This window comes from Candidatus Binataceae bacterium, assembly GCA_035508495.1.
GTDB lineage: Bacteria > Desulfobacterota > Binatia > Binatales > Binataceae > JASHPB01.
This window is the reverse complement of record DATJMX010000041.1, coordinates 50552-69061: the sequence shown is the minus strand read 5'-3', so window position 1 is coordinate 69061 and position 18510 is coordinate 50552. Positions and strand designations below refer to the sequence as shown.

The following is an 18510-nucleotide window of genomic DNA, read 5'->3' as shown; positions in this document are numbered from 1 at the left end:
CATTGTGCCGATATTCTTCGTGTCTTCGTGGTGATCTTTTGCTGTCTCCTTTCTTCTCTCCTCGCCACCTTGCTGACTTGCCAGTTGTGATGATATTCTCTCCATTCTGAGTGGGCTTGTGCCCACTTTTTTGTTGGTGTCGTTCAAAGGCCTCGCGAGAACTGATCGCCGTGCGGCGCGGCCGGTTACCGGACAAAGTGCAGGAGGTGGGTGCCGATGATGGTGTTGGCGCTTCATCCGGTGGCGCGGAAAGTGGTCGAGCTGCTCGAGCCGCATATCGAGCGCCACGGCTTCGAGCTGGTGGCGATCGAATATCGGCCCGGCACGCGCAACTCGCTATTGCGCCTCCTGGTCGACAAGCCCGGCGGCGGAATCGGGCTCAGCGACCTTGAGAAATTGACGCCGGTGCTGAGCGATTTGCTCGATGTGTATGACCCGGTCGAGGGCCGGTACATGTTGGAGATCGCCTCGCCGGGCGTGAATCGGCCCCTGCGCAAGCTCGAGCATTTCGAGGCGTGCAAGGGCGAGAAGGTGAAGATCAAGACGCATCGGGCGCACGACGGGCAGAAGGCGTTCTTGGGTCGGTTGCTCGCGGTGTCCGAGAAAGGGATCGAAATCGACGACGAGTCGAGCCATCGCCAGTTTGCGCTCGACTTCGACGACATGAAGGAAGCGAATTACGAGTACGACTTTGATCAGGAAAAAGCGCGCGGCTGACATGAGCAGTCAGTCAGGACGGCGCCGCAACAGGTGCGGCGCGAGCGTGATAACGCTCTCTATCGAAGACGCGCGGGAGAAATCGCGCGTCGGGGAGACAAAATGCAAGTCGATCTGAACCGGGTTATCGAACAGGTTTCCAAAGAGAAGGGCATCGACAAGTCGATCGTCATCAACGCGGTCGAAGAGATGATGCATTCGGCGGCGCGGCGCACTTTCGGCCCCGACCGCAACATCGAGTCGCGCTTCAATCCCGAGCTCGGCGAAATCGAACTATTCGAGATCAAAACCGTCGTCGAGACCGTCGCCAATCCGATGGCCGAGGCGACCGTCGACGAGGCGCGCGCCAAGTACGACCCCGATGCGCAGGCCGGCGACGAAATCCTGATCAAGCTCGATACCGCGACGATGGGCCGTATCGCCGCCCAAGCCGCCAAGCAGAACCTCATCCAGCATATCCGCGACGCCGAGCGCAAACAGATCTTCAACGAGTTCAAGGATCGCAAGAGCGAAGTCGTCTCGGGCATCGTGCAGCGCTTCGAGCGCAAGAACATGATCGTTAACCTCGGCCGCACCGAGGCGATCCTGCCCGAGAAGGAGCAAATCCCGCACGAGCGTTATCGCCAGGGCGATCGTATCCGCGCGCTAATCCTCGACGTCGATCTTTCAGAGAAGGGCCTCGCGATCATCTTGTCGCGCACCTCGAACGACTTCCTGATGAAGCTCTTCGAGCAGGAAGTGCCGGAGATTTACGAAGGTATCGTCGAGATTCGCCAGAGCGCGCGCGAGCCGGGCGGACGTGCCAAGGTTGCGGTGTATTCGAAAGACAGCGACGTCGATCCGGTCGGCGCATGCGTCGGCATGAAGGGCACGCGTGTGCAGTCGGTCGTGCAGGAACTGCGCGGCGAGAAAATCGATATCGTGCCGTGGACCGACGATCAGGCTGAGCTTGTTTGCCGTGCGCTCGCGCCCGCGAAAGTTTCGAAAGTCATTATCGACGAGGATGAGCACGGCATGGAAGTGATCGTCCCCGACGATCAGCTGTCGCTTGCGATCGGCAAGCGTGGCCAGAACGTGCGCCTCGCCCATCGGCTTACAGGATGGAAACTCGACGTGCGCAGCGAGGCTGAGGCCGAAGAAGAAGCGCGCGCCGCGCGTGCCTCGCTCAACGCGATCCCGGGTATCGGCGATATCAACGCCGAGTTGCTCTACCAGTGGGGATTCCGCTCGGCGGAGCAGCTTGCCGAGACTGAGGAAGCAACCTTCGATGTCGAAGGCATCAGCGCCGATCGCGCTTGCCAGATAATCCAGGCCGCGCGCGATCACGTCGCGAAGAAGCGCGCTGACGCTGCCGCCAAGGCGGCGTCCGCGGAACCGGACGTCGAAGTAGAAGCCGAAGCGGTGACTGAGGCCGAAGAATTGATCGCCACCGAGGCCGAAGGCGCGGAAGTTCCGGCCCAGGAAGCGGCTGAACCCGCTGCCGATGCCGAGGGAAAGTCATAGGCCCGAGCGCACCTGTATCGGGTGCATGAAGAAGGCGCCGAAAGACACGATGATAAGGTTGGCTGTTAACAATGACCTCGTGGTTCCCGATTTCGATTTGCAAGCGCCCGGACGCGGCGCTTATCTGCATCGAAGTGTGGAATGCCTCGAGCGTTTTGTGGCATCCAAAGTAAAGGAATTTCGATCGCTCAGACGCAGAATCGAACGCAGCGATCGAGTTGAGATAGCAAGGATCGTAAAACAGCGGCTGGATAGAGAATCACAGGTCGAATAGTATAGATAAGATGGCGCGAAAGCGGATTAAGACTCTCGCTACTGATTGGGGACTCCCGGTCGAGGAACTCCTCGCCGCGGCGTCTCGCCTCAAGCTCGGTCATGCCCACTCCGAGTCGAGCTTGCTATCGCCTGAAGAAGCCGATCGGCTGAAGGGCGACCTCGACGAGCAGGCCCATCGCGCGACGATCCTGCGTCGCGAAACCGTGCTCGAAACGAGCGCAGGCAAGGTCGTCGAAAAACGTCTCAACGCGACCGTCATGCGGCGGCGTCACGCCGAAGGCGCGCCGCAATCAAACGGCGAGCCGTTCCATTTCGAAGTCGAGAAGACCGACGAGCCTTTCGTGTCGCCGTTCCTCGCTGACGAACCGGCTGCGCCCGAAACGCCAATGTTCATGGAGCCGGAATCCACTGTTCCAGAGCTGCCATCAGTCGAACCGCCACCTGTAATCGAGGAAGCGAAACCTGTCGAAGCCGTACATATATCCCAACCCGAGCCCACGTCGCCCGCACCAGAACCTGAGCCCGAAACTGTGAGTATGGAAGAGGTAATGCGCCAGGCCGACGTGCTCGAGCCGTTCAAGGATTTCAAGGAGCCGCCCGAAGAAGAGCTGCCGCCGCCGGTCGAGGTCAAGGCGACTGAAGTTCAGGCCGCGCCGCCATCGCCTCCTCCTCCGCCGAAGCCCGAGGCTCCGCCGGAGCGTCCCGCGGGTGCGCGAATCGGTTTCCGCACCGACAACGTTCGCTCCATTCAGCGCGAGGCTATCAATCTGACCAAGGGCGCGCAGCAAGGACCGTCGCTCGACGATGGTCAGCGCGGACCCAAGGTCCTCGGCAAGATCGATCTGCGTCCAAAGACTCCTGTGCGTCCTGCGACTCCTCCGGGACGTCCGGCGACGCCTGCGCGTCCGACGGGAAGATTCGCGCCGCCCTCGCAACCGCAAACTCCGCCGCAGGACGGGATGCCCGTGCCGCCCGATCAGCAGGCCAAGCCGGGAGCGGGTGGACGCGGTCTCAAGAAGAAGAAAGTTGTCAAGAAGGGCACCGTCGATCTCGCGGCTGAGCGCGAGATGCGCGGGCTGCGCGTGCCGAAGAAGCGGCGTGCACTGCCCGGCAAGGAACAGCGCAAGACTGAGATCACGACGCCGAAAGCCTCCAAGCGCGTCGTCCGTATTACCGAGGGCGTGACCGTCGGCGATCTCGGCCGCAACATGGGCGTCAAGGCCGGCGACCTCATCAAGAAGTTGATGGAAATGGGCCAGATGGCCACCCTCAACCAGGTGCTCGACGTCGATACCGCGACGCTGCTGGCCGGCGAATTCGGTTACAGCGTTGAGAATGTTTCCTTCGATGCCGAATCGGCAATCGAAGAAGCGCCCGAGCTGGAGGCCGGCGAAGCGCTGCCTCGTCCGCCCGTCGTCACCGTGATGGGTCACGTCGATCACGGCAAAACGTCGCTGCTCGACGCGATTCGCCAGACCAACGTGACGGCCAAAGAGTTCGGCGGAATCACGCAGCACATCGGCGCGTACACCGTTGAGATCAACGGGCGCAAGATCGCGTTCGTCGACACTCCCGGTCACGAGGCGTTCACTGCAATGCGCGCGCGCGGCGCCAAGGTCACCGATATCGTTGTGCTCGTCGTCGCCGCCAACGAAGGCGTGATGCCGCAGACGGTCGAGGCCGTCAATCACGCACGCGCCGCGGAAGTTCCGATCATCGTCGCGGTCAACAAGATGGATCTGCCTGATGCGAATATCGATCGCACTAAGCAGCGCCTCACCGAAATCGGGCTCGTGCCCGAAGACTACGGTGGCGAGACGATTACGGTCCCCGTCTCCGCCCGCACGGGCGACGGAATCGACAAGCTGCTCGAAATGATCCTGCTCCAGGCCGACGTGATGGAGCTGAAGGCGAATCCGGATCGCCCCGCGCGCGGTATCGTTGTCGAATCGCAGCTCGACCGCGGCCGCGGCCCGGTTGCCACCGTGCTCATCCAGGAAGGCACGCTCCATCAGGGCGATCCGTTCGTATGCGGCGTCACCTACGGCCGCGTGCGCGCGATGCAAAATCATCTCGGCCAGCGCATGACCGAGGCCGGGCCTTCGACTCCGGTCGAGATCTTCGGCCTCTCGAGCGTGCCTGAACCCGGCACGACGTTTACCGCCGTCGCCGAGGAATCCAAGGCGCGCCAGGTCGCCGAGTATCGGCGCTCCAAGCAGCGCGAGGGCGAGCTCGCCAAGTCGAGCCGTATCTCGCTCGAAGATCTGAGCCAGCGGATGGCCGCGGGCGAGGTCAAGGAGCTCAAGGTCATTCTCAAGGGCGACGTGCAGGGCTCGGTCGAAGCTCTGGCGGATTCGCTCGAGCGGCTGTCGACCGCCGAGGTCAAGCTGATCGTAATACATCGCTCGGCCGGCGCGATCTCCGAAACCGACGTGACACTTGCGTCGGCTTCCAAAGCCGTCGTGATCGGATTCAACATCCGGCCCGAGCCTAAAGCCGCGGCGCTCGCCGAGAAGGAAGGCGTCGAGATTCGCCTCTACACGATTATCTACGAGGCGATTAACGACATGCGCGAGGCGATGGAAGGTCTGCTCGCACCGACCTATCGCGAGAAGACTTTGGGCCGCGCCGAAGTGCGCCGGATCTTCAACGTGCCGGGCGCGACGGTCGCCGGATGCATGGTGCTCGATGGCAAGATCGTGCGCAGCGCTCGTGCGCGCCTCGTGCGCGACGGCCGCCAGGTATGGGAAGGTAAGCTCGCTTCGCTCAAGCGCTTCAAGGATGACGCGCGCGAGGTCGCCACGGGCTACGAGTGCGGTATCGCGCTCGAGAACTACAACGACGTGAAGCCGAGCGACATTATCGAAGCGTTCGAGCTCGAAGCCGTGCTGCGCAAGCTCGAGACTCCCAAGCCGGAGACGATGCGTGGGCAGGCGCAGGTCGAAAAGCAGCTCGAGACCTGAGCCGGGTTTGATGGGCGCGGCGCAATCATCGCGCCGCGCCGCGCATCGCGGAGGAACCGGATATGGTGGTCGGCGTGGTCCGGCTGACGCTTTTTCTGCCGGAAAATCATTCGCTCAAGGGGAAACGGCAGGTGTTGCGCGCAATCAAGGCTCGCGTTCGCAACAAGTTCAACGTCTCGATTGCCGAGTCCGACGACAACGATATGTGGCAACGCGCTGAGCTCGGCATCTGCCAGGTCGGCAACGATCGCTCGTTCGTCGACAGCGCGCTGCGTGAAGTCGTCAACTTTATCGACTCGCTTGGGCTCGCGCCGCTCGGCGACGAAGAATTCGAGATCATCAGCTGTTAGGAAGAGGAATCAACGCTTCGTCCGTGTCGCATCGCGCGCGGTCGAACTGATCGATATTGGAGAACAGAGTGAGCGAAGGCCGCCGCCCCGAACGAGTTGCTGAACTCCTGATGCGCGAGTTGTCGGAGATGCTCGTGCGGGATCTGAAAGATCCGCGCCTGCGGGGCGTGACGCTCACGGGCGCGAAGATGAGCGACGATCTGCGCCACGGCCGGGTGTTCTTTTCTCATCTCGAAGGATCCAAGCGCGCGCCCGCTGTGATCTCGGGCTTCAAGAGCGCCTCGGGCTTTATCCGGCGTGAGCTTGGCCGCGCGCTGGGCCTGCGCTATACGCCGGAAGTCGATTTCGAATTCGACGTTGGTCCCGAGCACGCCGCACGCATCCAGGAACTGCTCAGAGACACGCGCGCCAAGAGCTGACGCTCATCGAATCGGGATCATCAAGTCGGTAATCAACTCGTTGGCCGCCGTATCGAAGGGATTGTTGCGATAGATCTCGAGTGCCGGCCGATCGTCAGGCGCAAAGCCGCTCGCCGGCAGCCATTCGCCGTAAATGCGCTGGAAAGCCGCCGGGATACCGTCGTGGGATCCGACTAGCCGATAGCATCCGTACTTGCCGCCCGGGACTTCGTGCACCTCGATATCGCCGGCCGCTTTGACGGGCTTGTCCCAAACGACCCCGGCATAGTAGCGGAACTCATCGTCGCCGGTTTCGTCGCCATAGCAGATGCCGATCGCTTCCCTGGTCTTTCCCGCGATTCCGTTTTCGATCTGCCATTGCCAGAGCCGCGAGTACGTATCTTTGACGGTGCTCATCGGACCGAGATGGCGATACGTGAATGCGCGGCTCGCCATGAGTTCAACGATTTCGACTTTCATGGAAGTTCCTCCCTTGGCTCGGGGCGCAGGGCCGTTTATCAGATCCGACAATCGGATGCGGCGCGAGCGAAACTCGCGCGGCGAGAGACTGGTCAATGAGCTGAATGCGCGCGAGAAGGTCTGCACGCTTTCGTAGCCGGCATCGAGCGCGATTTCGGTCACCGCGGTATTCGTCGATGCGAGCTGACGTGCCGCGCGCGCAAGGCGCAGACGCCGCGCAGTATCGTTCACGGTCTCGCCGGTCATCGCGCGGTAGATACGATGGAAATGGAAGCGCGAGAAGTGCGCCGCGCCTGCGAGGTCATCGAGCGCGTGATGCGCCGCGGGGTCGGCCTCGAGCAATTTGACGATCCGCTCGATTCGCTCTTCGTAATCGCGTTCGGTGACCTGCTTCACGCCCCGAAATCTAGCAGGAGTCGCGCGCTAACTCTTTGCCGCGCTTGCGATCTTCGACCATCCGAAACTTGATGCTATTCTGCTACGTCACACCTGTACGGAGGCCTGCTCGCCGTGGGTCCTAGACAACTATTCGATCTCGCGTGGGCAGCATGGGCCATCACGTGGATCGCCGCCGCGCTATGGTCGGAGCGCACCGAAAAGCAAGTCACGGGCTGGGAAGTTTGGGCGTATCGAATCGGCGCGGGCGTGGGCCTCGTGATGCTGACCCACGCCTTTGCGCACGCGATGGGCATGAGACGCATCTGGCACGTCGGCTACGGCGGAGCATATCTGCTGGTCGGGTTTGTGGTGGCCGGAATCCTCTTCGCATGGTGGGCGCGAATTCATTTGGGCCCGCTGTGGTCGGGAGCAATCACCAAGAAGGAAGGCCATCACGTGATCGACACCGGCCCGTACGCAATCGTGCGTCATCCGATATACACGGGCCTGATATTCGCAACGATCGCGACTGCCCTCGCGGAGGCGACTATAACCGCGGTCCTGGGCACGATCCTCCTGACAGGCGCTCTCTGGCTGAAAGCCCGCACCGAAGAACGATTCCTCTCCGCGGAACTCGGCCCTGGCGCCTACGCCGAATACCAGCGCCGCGTCCCGATGCTGGTGCCGTTCGTCTGAAAAAATCCAGTGCCCCACTATGTTTCGAAGCAGAATCGTAGAATCGTCTGCGGATTCGTCGGCTCGCGTCGCGCGTCAAGGCGCGTTATTTGTTAAGCTCCCCGGTTGGGCGATCGTGGATCAGAAGACGCAAGATATCGATATCGCGCTGTTGGCGGTGACGCCGATCGACGGGCGCTATCGGGCTCGCACGCGGGCTCTGGAAGCCTTCTTCAGCGAGTTCGCGCTGATTCGGTATCGGGTGCGGGTCGAAATCGAGTGGTATATCTCGCTCGCGCGCAATTTCCGTTTTGATGCGGTAAAGCCAATCGAGGCGCAGCAGGTCGAGAAGCTTCGCGATATCTACCATGGCCTGACGCTCGCCGATGCGCGCCGCGTCAAGGCGCTCGAAGCCGAAACCAATCACGACGTTAAAGCGGTCGAGTACTTCGTCAAGGAGAAACTCGCCGCGCTGGATCCATCGCTGCCGCTCGAAATTGTGCACTTCGCGTGCACCTCTGAAGACATCAACAATATCTCCTACGCGGTGATGCTGCGGGAGTTCGTCGCGGTCGAGCTCGAGCCCGCGATTCAGCACGCGATCGATTCCATCTCCGAGCTCGCGCATCGTTACAAGGCGCTGCCGATGCTCGCGCGCACGCACGGTCAGGAAGCCTCGCCGACTACAATCGGCAAGGAGCTGGCGATTTTCGCGGCACGTCTCGAGCGCCAGATAAACGCGCTCCGGCGCCAGGAATATCTTGGCAAGTTCAATGGCGCGGTCGGCAACTTCAACGCGCACCTGTTCGCGCATCCCCATCTCAACTGGATCGAGCATTCGCGCCACTTCGTCGAGAGCTTCGGCCTCGTGTGGAACCCGCTCACGACGCAGATCGAAAGCCACGACTTCATGGCCGAGCTGTTCGACACCACGCGGCGAATCGCGACGATCCTGCTCGGCTTCTGCCGCGACATGTGGAGTTACATCTCGATCGGCTACTTCGCGCAGAAAGCGGTGAAGGGCGAGACCGGCTCTTCTACGATGCCGCACAAGGTGAACCCGATCGATTTCGAGAATTGCGAGGGCAACCTGGGAATCGCGTCGGCGCTGCTCGAGCATCTGGCGGGCAAGCTGCCGATCTCGCGATGGCAGCGCGATCTCACCGACAGCACCGCAGTGCGTGCGATCGGCACGGCGTTCGGCCACGTGATTGTCGCACTAAGCTCGCTCGAGCGCGGGATGAAACGCGTCGAGGTCAACGAGGCGCGTATCGCCGAGGACCTCGACGATGAGCAGGCGTGGGAAGTCGTCGCCGAGGCGATTCAGACTCTCATGCGCCGGCACGGATTGCCGCGTCCCTACGAGACGCTCAAGGAACTGACGCGCGGCCGCCGGATCGATCGCAAAGTGATCGAGGAATTTATCGCGACGCTGCCGCTGCCCGACGATGCGAAAGCCGCTCTCGACGGCCTCAGTCCTCGTGCTTATGTTGGTCTTGCAGCGGAGTTGGTCGAGCGTTTCGCACCGCCCCCGAAATCCTGAAATCCCCAGCCCTGCGTGGGTGTTTGTGCATAATCGCCTCCCGCTGTGGATACGCCACCAGCCCGCTTCGTTGTGACACGTCGGATGGTAAGATAGTTGAAAGGAAACGTTCATTTCCGCGAGGGACGCCCTACTATGGATTCATCTCCGCAGAAACTCGATATGTTCTACGAGGGTAAGGCCAAGAAGCTTTACAGCACTTCCGATCCCGACCTCGTAATCCAATATTTCAAAGACGACGCGACCGCGTTCAATGCCAAGAAGCGCGGCACGATCGAAGACAAGGGCGTGATGAACAACCGGATCTCGGAGCTGTTCTTTACGCTGCTCGAAAAGAACGGTGTCAAGACGCACTTCGTCAAGCGCCTCGACGACCGCAACATGCTCTGCAAGCGGCTCGAAATTATCCCGTGCGAAACCGTTGTGCGGAATATCTGCGCGGGCTCGATGGCGAAGCGGCTCGGCCTCGAAGAGGGACGCGAGCTGAAGAAGCCGGTAGTAGAGTACTACTACAAGTCCGACGAGCTCGATGATCCGCTGATCTACCCGGAACATGCGGTGGAATTCGGATGGGCGACCGAGGCCGAGAACGTCGCGATCAAGGCGATGGCGCTGAGGGTCAACGACGTATTGCGCAAGTTCCTGGACGAGCGCGGCGTGATCCTCGTCGATTTCAAGCTCGAGTTCGGACGCCATCATGGCGAGGTTCTGCTCGGCGACGAAATCTGCCCCGACACGTGCCGCTTCTGGGACAAGGCCACGCGCCAGAAGCTCGACAAGGATCGCTTCCGCCGCGACCTCGGCGGCGTCGAAGAGGCGTATCACGAGATGCTGCGCCGGGTAGAAAGCTGACGTGACCGCGACGCGCTGGAAATCGCTTTGCAAGTAAAAGTTTTCGTCACGCCGCGTAAAGGAATTCTGGACCCGCAAGGGCGCACCATCGAAAGTTCGCTCAAAAGCCTCGGCTTCGCCAACGCCTCGAACGTGAAGGTCGGCAAATATATCACGCTCGATATCGACGCGAAGAGCACCGCGGCCGCGCGCGACGAAATCAAGAAGATGTGCGAGCAATTGCTCGCTAACCTTGTGATCGAGGACTACCGCTTCGAGGTTGAAGGCGAATGAAGTGGGGCGTCGTGCGCTTCCCGGGCTCGCTCGACGATAGCGACGCCCTCTACGCCATTTCCGAGGTGATGGGCGAAGCGGCGACGATGCTCTGGCATAAGGACGAATCGCTACAGGGCGCGGATTGCCTCTTCCTGCCGGGAGGATTCAGCTACGGCGACTACCTGCGCACTGGAGCGATCGCGCGCTTCTCGCCGATCATGAAGAGCGTCATCAAGTTCGCGAACGACGGCGGCCTAGTCTTTGGCACGTGCAATGGATTCCAGATTCTGTGCGAGGCGCATCTCTTGCCAGGCGCGCTGACACGCAACAAGTCGTTGTCGTTCATCTGCGAGCGCGTAAATGTTCGCATCGAAAACGCTCATACGCGATTCACGAGCGCCGCCAAACCGGGGCAGGTCCTGCGATTGCCAATCAAGCACGGCGAAGGATGCTACGTCGCGCCGGAAGAAGAGCTGCGCCAGATGGAAGAGCGCGGCCAGGTGATCCTGCGTTACGTCGATGCTGACGGGCGCGAGAGCGACGCAGCGAATCCCAACGGCTCGATGCGCAATATCGCGGGCATCTGCAATGAGCGCTTCAATGTGTTCGGCCTGATGCCTCATCCGGAGCATGCCGTCGAGAAGATGCTCGGCGGTGACGATGCCCGAGTGTTCTTTCAATCGATAATCGAGAGCGCGCGATGAGCGAGCGGCCAATCAGCCTGCCGGGCGAGCCCATAATCGATCTCGCGCAGGCGCGCGCCCACGGCCTGACCGAAAGCGAATTCAATCGTATCCAGGAAATCCTCGGCCGGGTTCCCAACTTCACCGAGCTCGGCGTCTTCTCCGTCGCGTGGTCCGAGCACTGTTCCTACAAGTCATCGCGCAAGTACCTGAAGACTCTTCCGTCGAAGAGCGAGCTCGTCGTGCAGGGGCCGGGCGAGAATGCCGGCGCGATCGACGTCGGAGACGGCTGGGCCGCGGTCTTCAAAATCGAAAGCCATAACCATCCGTCTTACGTCGAGCCGCATCAGGGCGCGGCAACCGGCGTCGGCGGAATCCTGCGCGACATCTTCACGATGGGCGCGCGTCCGGTAGCGAGCATGGACTCGCTCAAGTTCGGATCATTCGATCATCCGCGCACGCGCTACCTGCTCGGCGGCGTTGTCGGCGGAATCGGGGGCTACGGCAACTGCGTGGGTGTGCCGACCGTCGCGGGTGAGGTGATGTTCGACCCTGCCTACAACGGCAATATCCTCGTCAACGCTTTTTGCCTGGGCCTCGTGCGCAAGGGCGAGATGCTGAGCGCGCGCGCCAAGGGCGTCGGCAACTCCGTGATGTACGTCGGCTCGGCCACGGGCCGCGACGGAATCCATGGCGCGTCGCTGCTCGCGTCGGCGGAGTTCGACAAGGAAAGCGAGATGAAGCGGCCGACCGTCCAGGTTGGCGATCCGTTCACGGAGAAACTGCTGATCGAGGCGTGCCTCGAGGCCGGCCGCACGGGAGCAGTCGTCGCGATCCAGGACATGGGCGCGGCGGGCCTCACGTCGTCGTCGAGTGAGATGGCGGCGCGCGGAGGCGTCGGAATCGAAATGGATCTCGACAAAGTGCCGCTGCGCGAGAGCGCGATCACGCCCTACGAAATCCTGCTCTCGGAATCGCAGGAACGAATGCTCCTCGTCGCAGCGCCGGGTCGCGAGCACGAGCTCGCCAAGGTTTTCGAGAAGTGGGATCTCCATGCCGTCGTGATCGGCAAGATCATCGACGACAAAAGGTGGCGCGCGCGATGGCACGGCCAGCTCGTCGCCGATATCCCGGTCGGCCCGCTCGCCGACGAAGCTCCCATGTACGATCGGCCACACGCTCCGCCGAAAGCCTCGCCCGTTCGTGTCGGCGCGACGAAAGTCCATCCCAAGCCTGACGATGCGCTCCACGCGCTACTCGATAATCCGAACGTCGCGAGCAAGCGATGGGTTTTTCGCCAGTACGATTCGATCGTGCTGAGCAACACGGTCGAGGGCCCGGGAAGCGATGCGGCCGTGCTGCGGATCAAGCATTCGAAACGCGGTATCGCGCTCAAGGTCGATTCGAACCCGCGCGCCTGCGAGCGCGATCCGTATATCGGTGCGATCGCGACGGTGTGCGAGGCGGTCCGCAACGTCGCGTGCGCCGGGGCGCATCCAGTCGGGATCACGAATTGTCTCAACTACGGCAATCCCGAGCGGCCGGAGATCATGTGGCAGTTCGTCCGCGGCATCGAGGCGTTGCGCGATGCGTCGCTCGCCTTCGGCGCTCCGGTGGTGAGCGGCAACGTCAGCTTCTACAACGAGACCGAGGGACGCGCGATCATGCCGACGCCGACCATCGCGGTGCTCGGTGTTATGAGCGACGTCAGCAAGCGCGTGACGCAGCATTTTAAGCGCGGTGGCGACGTAGTCGCGATCGTGCGAACGGCCAAGCCGCAACTCAGCGCGACCGAATACGAGGCGATGTTTAGTCTCGACGGTGGCGCGCTCGCGCCCATCGACCTCGAACGCGAGAAGATGCTAATCGAGGCCCTTGTTGGTTCGATTGAGCAAGGGTTGATACAATCGGCTCACGACGTGTCGGATGGCGGATTGCTGGTTGCGCTTGCAGAAGCGTGCTTCAATCCGGCCGGTCTAATCGGCGCGCAAATCGATCTTGGTTCGCGCGCGGATGACCCGGCGGAGCTTTTTGGTGAAGGCCCTTCGACCGTCGTGGTATCGATTGCTGAAGGTGATTTGGCCCGCGCTGAGAAATTGTTCTCCGGTCGCGGGCTTGAATTTTCGGTGATTGGCAAAGTCGATTCGACGCCGAAGCTAAGCGTTGCCGGCGTGATCGACCAGGCCATACGCGAGCTTCTCGGGATCTACGAGGACGCATTGCCACGGAGGCTAAGCGGCCGTGACTGAACACGAACTCGAAGTTTCAGTTTCAGTCGAGGATTCGAACCTTGACGCCTTCCACGAAGAGTGTGGCGTCTTCGGCGTCCACGGCCATCCCGAGGCCGCCAACCTTGCGTACCTGGGGCTCTATGCGCTGCAGCATCGCGGGCAGGAATCGGCGGGCATCGTGTCGTCCAACGGCAAGTCGCTCATCGCGCATCGCGGGATGGGTCTCGTCGCCGACATTTTCAACACCGAGATTTTAAGCCGCCTCGAAGGCACGAGCGCGATCGGTCACAACCGCTATTCGACCACGGGCTCGACCTCGATTCAGAATTGTCAGCCACTCCTCGTCACGCACAAGCGCGGCGGTCTCGCGCTCGCGCACAATGGCAACCTCGTCAACTTCGCCGAACTGCGCGAGCAGCTCGAAGAAAACGGCACCGTTTTTCAATCGTCGTCGGACAGCGAGGTGATGATTCACCTGATCGCGAGCTCGCACGCCACGACGCTGCCGGGCCGCGTGGCCGAGGCGCTCGCGCAGGTGCGGGGCGCATACTCGCTGGTCGTGCTGACCGAGCATGAGATGATCGCGGTGCGCGATCCGCACGGCTTCCGGCCACTGGTGCTAGGCAAGCTCAATGACGCGACGATCGTGACCTCTGAGACGTGCGCACTCGATCTGGTTCGCGCCGAATATATCCGCGAGATCGAGCCCGGCGAGATGGTCGTCGTCGATGAAAACGGCGTGCGCTCGATGCGTGTATTTCCCGAGGCTCCGCTCAAGCGCTGTATCTTCGAGTACGTATATTTCTCGCGGCCCGACAGCCTGCTGTACGGCCGCAACGTTTATTCCGTGCGCAAGCAGCACGGAAGGGCGCTCGCGCGCGAATGCCCGGCCGAGGCCGATGTCGTCGTGCCGGTACCCGACTCGGGAACGGCAGCGGCGCTTGGATATGCCGAGCAGGCCAAGCTTCCCTTCGAAATGGCGCTGGTGCGGAGCCATTACGTGGGCCGCACGTTTATCGAGCCGCGCCAGTCGATTCGCCACTTCGGAGTGAAGATCAAATTCAACCCGGTCGTGGATCTGCTGCGCGGCAAGCGAATCGTGCTGATCGAGGATTCGCTGGTGCGCGGCACAACGCTGAGAAAAGTCATCCCGATGCTCCGTCAGGCGGGCGCGCGCGAAGTTCATATGCGAATCGCGGCGCCGCCGACGACGCACTCGTGCTTTTACGGAATCGATACGCCCACGCGCGAGGAGTTGCTCGCGTCATCGCATTCTATCGAGCAGATCCGCCGCTATATCACGGCCGACTCCCTCGGCTATCTGAGCTGGGAAGGGCTGTATTCCTTCATGGAAGGGCGCGAGGGCTACTGCGACGCGTGCTTCACCGGCAACTATCCGATCGAGATTCCGCGCTCGAGTGGGCCTTCGCAGTTGCCGCTCTTCTATGCGAGCGAGAACGGCAAGGCCGACCGCCGCTAACAGTGAGCTTTTCTAAAGTCTGAACTGATTCCGCGTCAGAGTTCCGACGCCGCGATGTCCTGCATGAACGCCTTCATCGGCTTGCGCGAGACCAGGATGCAGACGTACTTGCCGCCGGGCAAATAGCTCATGCAAATCGTATGGCCGCGATACTCGAAGAAATGATGCACTCCGAGTTCGTCCGCATCTCGGGGAGGCAGCTTTAATCCTGACGATGCGACGAAGCTGCACAGGATCGCGCCGTCGTCGCTGCGGTAGAAGGTATTCGTAACAAAGCGGCCGTCGGGCATCTTCTCGATGCGCCCGCCGAGCAGCTTGTAACCACTCGGCTGGAAGTTCCACAGGTAGCCCGGCATCTTGTGATCGATGTAGGCCGCCGCGATATCGCCGGGCGAGTCGGACGGAACATTGGGATCGAATCGACCTAGGAACTGATCGTAATGGTCGGTCGCGTAATCGAAGGCCGGGTAAGATTCGGCGGGCGTCGGATTTCTCAGGATGATGACGAAGAAAGCGATCGCGGCCGCGAGCGCGATCGGTATCGCGTAACGCAACCCGCGAACAATCGCCGGCCGCCGGCTCGGAGCTGGAGCGCGCCTGGGCGTTGTCTCACGCCGATCCGCGGCGTCGAGCGCAGCCAGGATCGAGCCGCGGACCTGGGGCGGCGTCCGCAGCATCCCCGCCCGCACATGCAACATCGCCTTGAGCTCGCGCTCCTCGGCCAGCGCCGCGGCACACTGTGGACACTTCGCAACGTGAGCTTCGGCGCGCGCGAGTTCCGCGCCCCTTAGCTCGCCGTCAGCGTGAGGCGTCAAATAGTCGGCTATGTAGGTGCCGCAATCCAAGTTGTCTTTCAGGCCTTCCCCCACGGTCTCGCACAGCGCGCGACGCCAGCCGTCAAGTTAATGACGAGTAGGCGTCGCGCCATCGCTGAGTCAAGATCGTAAGATTCCTCGCTCCTTTGCATAGTTAGTCAGTGCCTCGCGCAGAATCGCTCGCCCGCGCGACACCCTTGATTTTACCGTACCGATCGGAATGTTCAGCACCTTGGAAATTTCCTGGTAACTCAATTCCTGTACATCGACGAGCAGCAGCACCTCGCGAAATTCCGGCGGCAGCGCGTCGAGCGCAGCTTCGACCTCGCGATCCATGCCGACCGCCGACAGCATCACCTGCGGATCGCCGTTGGGCACGTCGCCGTGGAGGCTTTCCGCTTCCACCCTGCGATCGAAGTCCTCGGTCGATGCGGCGGGCTGCTCGCGCGTTGCGCGCCGATAACCGTTGCGGAAGTTGTTGAACAGGATGGTCAGCAGCCAGGCGCGGCAGTTGGTGCCGTTTTCGAACTGATCGAAGAAGCGATAAGCGCGCAGGATGGTTTCCTGTACCAAATCGTTGGCGTCGTCGGGATTGCGGCTGAGCCGCACCGCCATCGTATAGAGCGCGTCGAGATGGGGCAGCGCCTCCTGCTCGAAGCGTCCTCGCCGATCTGGAGTGCCGCCCTTGTCCGCCATATTTGAGCAGTAAAGTCATATCACCTGCTGATGTTAAAATCCGCAGGCAAAACGAATAGTTCCCAAAATTCTGGATTTTTGCATCGATAATGAAAAACTGTGCAATCCGGTACGCTATGGGTTACGTATTTGAGGCCAGATGCCGCTAGTGTAGCCTCGTCTGATGGCGGCGCGCTCGGAAGCTGCAAGTACATCGGCATCGTCAGGAGACCATCGAATGAAAAAATCGACCATAACGGGAGCCGTGCTCGCTGTCGGCGTCGCGCTCCTCTTCGCTCACGCTCCCGCTCGCGCCGACGACTCGCAGGCCGCAAAGACGGTCAAATGCGTCGGCGGCAACTCATGCAAGGGACAAAGCGCTTGCCAGACCGAGACAAGCTCCTGCGCCGGGCAGAATGCGTGCAAAGGCAAAGGCTGGGTGAAGAAAGCCAGCGCCAAGGAATGCAAGGACGTGGGGGGCAAGCCCGAGAAGATGTAATCTCGCGCGGACGGGTGCCTCGATCACGATGAATCGCATGAAGTTTCCGTTTCTGGGATTTGGCGTCGGGATGCGTCGGCAGCATCACACCGAGATCGTCGAGAAGCGGCCCAGGATGGACTGGTTCGAGGTCATCTCGGAGAACTTCATGGTCGCGGGCGGGCCGCCGCTGCACGTCCTTGCCAAGGTTCGGGAGCACTACCCGATCGTGATGCATGGCGTGTCGATGTCGATCGGATCGGCCGATCCACTGAATCGCCGCTACCTGCGCGATCTCAAGCGGCTTGCGCGCGAGTTCGAGCCGGCGTGGATTTCCGATCACTTGTGCTGGACGGGAGTCGGCGGGCGCAATCTGCACGACCTGCTCCCGATTCCATACAACGAGGAGACACTCGCGTTCGTCGCACGCCGGATCCGCGAGGTGCAGGACATCCTCGAGCGCCGCGTCCTGTTCGAGAACATCTCGAGCTACATGAAGCTGCGCGACTCGACGATTCCCGAATGGCAGTTCGTCGCCGAAGTCGCCGAGGCGGCGGATTGCGCGATCCTGCTCGACATCAACAATATCTACGTCAACGCGTTTAACCATCGCTTCGACGCGCGCTCCTACATCGACGCGATCCCGCGCGATCGCGTCGCGCAGTTCCATCTCGCGGGCCATACCGATCGCGGCACGCATCTGCTCGACACGCACGATCATCCGGTGTGCGATGATGTATGGGATCTCTATGAATATGCGAGCCGCCGGTTCGGAAGCGTATCGACGCTAATCGAATGGGACGACAACATCCCGACTATTGTCGAGCTGGCCGCGACCGCGAATCGCGCGCGGCAAATCCATGATCAAGCGATCAACGCGCCGCCGCCTCGCGCCCGCGCGCCTCGACGCGCTGCAGCGCCTGCTTTCGCGGCTCCTCACAGCGCCTGAGGGCGTAGCCCAGGGCCTCGCCGCCGAGCGCGCGCCGACACGCCTCGGCCTCGACGCAATCGTCGCGACCGACGAGCGCCTCTCATCCGAGGAGCGCCTCGATATCTACGCCAACATGTACTTCTACCGGCTGTTGGATGTCCTGCGCGAGGACTATCCGGCAACGGCAGCGATCCTCGGCGAAGTCGATTTTTACAACTTGATTACCGGCTACCTCGTCGAGTATCCGCCCACGGAGCCATCGATCGCGCACTGCGGACAGCATCTGGCGAAGTACCTGCGCGCTCGTCCGCAGAGCGGCAAGAAGCCGTGGCTCGCCGACCTCGCGACGCTCGAGCGCGCGATGCTCGACGTCCTGCTCGCCCCCGACGCAAAGCCGCTCGACGACGCGACGATGAAATCGATTCCGCCGGCGCAATGGCCGACGCTAAGGATGCGCACGATACCCGCCATCACGATCCTCGAACTCAACTGGAACGTTTCGAAACTCGCCGACGCGATCGAAAGTGGTCACAAATCGAGGAAGCCAGCCAGGGGCGCCTGCGCGATCATCGCGTGGCGCCGCAACGATCATGTCTTCCATCGCAAGCTCGATAATCCCGAGCGCGCCCCGCTGAAAGCCCTCGCACAAGGCGCACGGTTCGACCGGGTCTGCCGTATCATCGCAGACGAAGTCGGTGAACCCGGCGCCGCTGAAACGATCGCGAAGATGCTCCAGCGATGGCTGGGCGAGGGAGTCCTGATGCTCGTGCAGAGCTCTGCCTGGCGATCGCGCACCGCATCAGGACGATAGGCGGAGCTGATTTTCG

The 18510-nt window shown here is 61.7% G+C and carries 18 protein-coding genes; 15 read left to right on the top strand and 3 right to left on the bottom strand.

What is annotated here, in order from left to right:
• Positions 1-216: 216 nt before the first annotated feature.
• From rimP to rbfA, 5 genes are all read left to right on the top strand, one after another.
• Positions 217-717 carry a ribosome maturation factor RimP gene (gene rimP / locus VMA09_14230; protein ID HUA34761.1) on the top strand — a complete coding sequence of 167 codons (501 nt, stop codon included), beginning with the start codon at positions 217-219 and terminating at the stop codon, positions 715-717.
• Positions 718-819: 102 nt separating this feature from the next.
• On the top strand, positions 820-2220 hold the full coding sequence (gene nusA, locus VMA09_14225) for a transcription termination factor NusA (protein HUA34760.1): 1401 nt from the start codon (positions 820-822) through the stop codon (positions 2218-2220).
• 284 nt (positions 2221-2504) lie between these two features.
• Complete coding sequence (infB, locus tag VMA09_14220; protein HUA34759.1) at positions 2505-5459, top strand: translation initiation factor IF-2; 2955 nt, start codon at positions 2505-2507, stop codon at positions 5457-5459.
• 62 nt (positions 5460-5521) lie between these two features.
• Entirely contained in the window at positions 5522-5809 is a 288-nt protein-coding gene (locus VMA09_14215) for a DUF503 domain-containing protein (protein ID HUA34758.1), read from the top strand.
• Positions 5810-5877: 68 nt separating this feature from the next.
• Complete coding sequence (gene rbfA, locus VMA09_14210; protein ID HUA34757.1) at positions 5878-6228, top strand: 30S ribosome-binding factor RbfA; 351 nt, start codon at positions 5878-5880, stop codon at positions 6226-6228.
• Between the two features lie 3 nt (positions 6229-6231).
• Here rbfA and VMA09_14205 read toward each other — a convergent pair whose 3' ends face one another.
• The gene (locus VMA09_14205) at positions 6232-7083 is read right to left on the bottom strand and encodes a GyrI-like domain-containing protein (protein ID HUA34756.1); all 852 of its coding nucleotides are present in this window, start codon (positions 7081-7083) and stop codon (positions 6232-6234) included.
• A 114-nt stretch (positions 7084-7197) separates the two neighbouring features.
• Here VMA09_14205 and VMA09_14200 point away from each other — a divergent pair, with 114 nt between their 5' ends.
• The 7 genes from VMA09_14200 (at position 7198) to purF (ending at position 14784) form a co-directional block, all read left to right on the top strand.
• Positions 7198-7761 (top strand): isoprenylcysteine carboxylmethyltransferase family protein, encoded by a 564-nt coding sequence (locus VMA09_14200; GenBank protein HUA34755.1) that lies wholly within the window; start codon positions 7198-7200, stop codon positions 7759-7761.
• 115 nt (positions 7762-7876) lie between these two features.
• A complete protein-coding gene (gene purB, locus VMA09_14195) occupies positions 7877-9283 on the top strand; it encodes an adenylosuccinate lyase (protein ID HUA34754.1) in 1407 nt (468 codons plus the stop codon).
• 135 nt (positions 9284-9418) lie between these two features.
• The gene (gene purC, locus VMA09_14190; protein ID HUA34753.1) at positions 9419-10135 is read left to right on the top strand and encodes a phosphoribosylaminoimidazolesuccinocarboxamide synthase; all 717 of its coding nucleotides are present in this window, start codon (positions 9419-9421) and stop codon (positions 10133-10135) included.
• A 27-nt stretch (positions 10136-10162) separates the two neighbouring features.
• A complete protein-coding gene (gene purS / locus VMA09_14185) occupies positions 10163-10408 on the top strand; it encodes a phosphoribosylformylglycinamidine synthase subunit PurS (GenBank protein HUA34752.1) in 246 nt (81 codons plus the stop codon).
• Positions 10405-11094 carry a phosphoribosylformylglycinamidine synthase subunit PurQ gene (purQ, locus tag VMA09_14180; protein HUA34751.1) on the top strand — a complete coding sequence of 230 codons (690 nt, stop codon included), beginning with the start codon at positions 10405-10407 and terminating at the stop codon, positions 11092-11094. The genes purS and purQ overlap by 4 nt, the downstream gene beginning before the upstream one ends.
• The gene (gene purL / locus VMA09_14175) at positions 11091-13322 is read left to right on the top strand and encodes a phosphoribosylformylglycinamidine synthase subunit PurL (protein HUA34750.1); all 2232 of its coding nucleotides are present in this window, start codon (positions 11091-11093) and stop codon (positions 13320-13322) included. The genes purQ and purL overlap by 4 nt, the downstream gene beginning before the upstream one ends.
• On the top strand, positions 13315-14784 hold the full coding sequence (gene purF, locus VMA09_14170; protein ID HUA34749.1) for an amidophosphoribosyltransferase: 1470 nt from the start codon (positions 13315-13317) through the stop codon (positions 14782-14784). The genes purL and purF overlap by 8 nt, the downstream gene beginning before the upstream one ends.
• A 35-nt stretch (positions 14785-14819) precedes the next feature.
• Here the strand turns inward: purF and VMA09_14165 are convergent, their stop codons facing one another.
• Both VMA09_14165 and VMA09_14160 read right to left on the bottom strand, forming a co-directional pair.
• The gene (locus VMA09_14165) at positions 14820-15629 is read right to left on the bottom strand and encodes a zf-HC2 domain-containing protein (protein ID HUA34748.1); all 810 of its coding nucleotides are present in this window, start codon (positions 15627-15629) and stop codon (positions 14820-14822) included.
• Positions 15630-15719: 90 nt separating this feature from the next.
• Positions 15720-16295 (bottom strand): sigma-70 family RNA polymerase sigma factor, encoded by a 576-nt coding sequence (locus VMA09_14160; protein ID HUA34747.1) that lies wholly within the window; start codon positions 16293-16295, stop codon positions 15720-15722.
• Between the two features lie 217 nt (positions 16296-16512).
• On the opposite strand from VMA09_14160, the gene VMA09_14155 reads away from it, so the two are divergent.
• From VMA09_14155 to VMA09_14145, 3 genes are read left to right on the top strand one after another with little or no spacing between them, the layout of a single operon-like run.
• Positions 16513-16773, top strand: a complete 261-nt coding sequence (locus tag VMA09_14155) for a hypothetical protein (GenBank protein ID HUA34746.1) — start codon at positions 16513-16515, stop codon at positions 16771-16773.
• A gap of 37 nt (positions 16774-16810) precedes the next feature.
• Positions 16811-17701, top strand: coding sequence for a DUF692 domain-containing protein (locus tag VMA09_14150; protein HUA34745.1), 891 nt, complete (start codon positions 16811-16813; stop codon positions 17699-17701).
• Positions 17613-18494 (top strand): DNA-binding domain-containing protein, encoded by an 882-nt coding sequence (locus VMA09_14145; protein HUA34744.1) that lies wholly within the window; start codon positions 17613-17615, stop codon positions 18492-18494. Before VMA09_14150 ends, VMA09_14145 begins: the two co-directional genes overlap by 89 nt.
• The last annotated feature ends 16 nt before the right edge of the window (positions 18495-18510 follow it).